The following is a 1,189-nucleotide window of genomic DNA, read 5'->3' as shown; positions in this document are numbered from 1 at the left end:
AACGGTCTTGTATAAGATTAGTTGCGTGGTTTAAGCACTAAAGTTAACAAATAAATCACAGATAGAAAGTCCGCGAGGACTTTCGTAAGTAGGCAATAACCAAGCAATTAATTTTATACGTTGTTGTGCTTAGTGCTTTATTCCTTGTTCAAATCGAAAGCCATTTTTATAAATTCAGATACGCTTTTTCCTAAAATTGCTCTTCCTGCATCGTGAGGAAATTCCAATTTATATCGTCCGCTTGCAGAACCATTCAAAGCAAAGTCCAAACCATCAATCGTTACAATGCACCAATGGTTTTCTCTACATTCAATAATTACTTCGTCAGCGTAAAAAGGCCAATCTCCATCATATTCAGTTTTGTTTATTTTTCTCGACTTATAATTTGGATTTATATTTCTTTGTAATTCGTCAATTACAGTTCTTTTTTAGGTGTTTGCTTATATCTTGTAGTTTGACTTCTATAATCTTTCTTTCCGAAATCTTTATCGTATAACATACCAAAGTCAAAAACTGTTGTTGCAGATAATTGCAAACCTTTTTGTCCTAAACATTTAAAAATAAATTGTCTTGATAATGCAGAAACAAACTTCTCAAATATGATAATAATATGATTCGTTATTTTTTGATAAACTTCGTGATTTAAGTCGAAGTTCATTAGTTTTTCGTAATCTTTTTTGTCAAGAAGTTTATTTTCAAAATCTTCCCATAATTTTCTTGCATTAATTCCAATTCGTGTATTATCAGTAATCAAGTCGAAATTATGATATCTTGCTAATTTCCCGAACTCAGAAAGAATAAAAAGAAGTTCTTTTAAATCTGAATTCGTAAGGATAAATTCATTGTCTAAATCAAATTGTGGTCTATCGAAGTCGAAGTAATAATTGTCTATTATTTCCTTTAGTAACTTTTCTAAATCGTGTCCTAAGTTTTTAAGATATCTAAAATTTGGTAGCTCTTGATGTTTATGATAATGTCCTATACAAATGTAGGCTTTCATAAATCTTTCAAATCCTTGTGATAAAAGCTGAAAAGGAAGGAAGTAAAAGTCGTTATTGAGGTTGATGTTTTGAAGTTCGCCAAAACCTAATTTAATCAACTTGTCAGAGGTTTCAAATTCCTCTAAAAGTGCAAACTGTTTTATGTTTTCGATTTTTGGCATTCGGTTTTTTCGGCATTAAGCACAACG

1 protein-coding gene is annotated in these 1,189 nt (G+C 30.6%); it reads right to left on the bottom strand.

Annotated elements, in window-relative coordinates; translation table 11 throughout:
- Window positions 1–415 precede the first annotated feature (415 nt).
- The gene (locus BMZ09_RS15985; protein ID WP_245741163.1) at window positions 416–1,162 is read right to left on the bottom strand and encodes a hypothetical protein; all 747 of its coding nucleotides are present in this window, start codon (window positions 1,160–1,162) and stop codon (window positions 416–418) included.
- Window positions 1,163–1,189: the final 27 nt, after the last annotated feature.

The sequence above is a fragment of the Olleya namhaensis genome (genome assembly GCF_900114005.1).
In the GTDB taxonomy this organism is placed as follows: Bacteria; Bacteroidota; Bacteroidia; order Flavobacteriales; family Flavobacteriaceae; genus Olleya; species Olleya namhaensis.
This window is presented reverse-complemented; position numbering and strand designations above follow the sequence as displayed.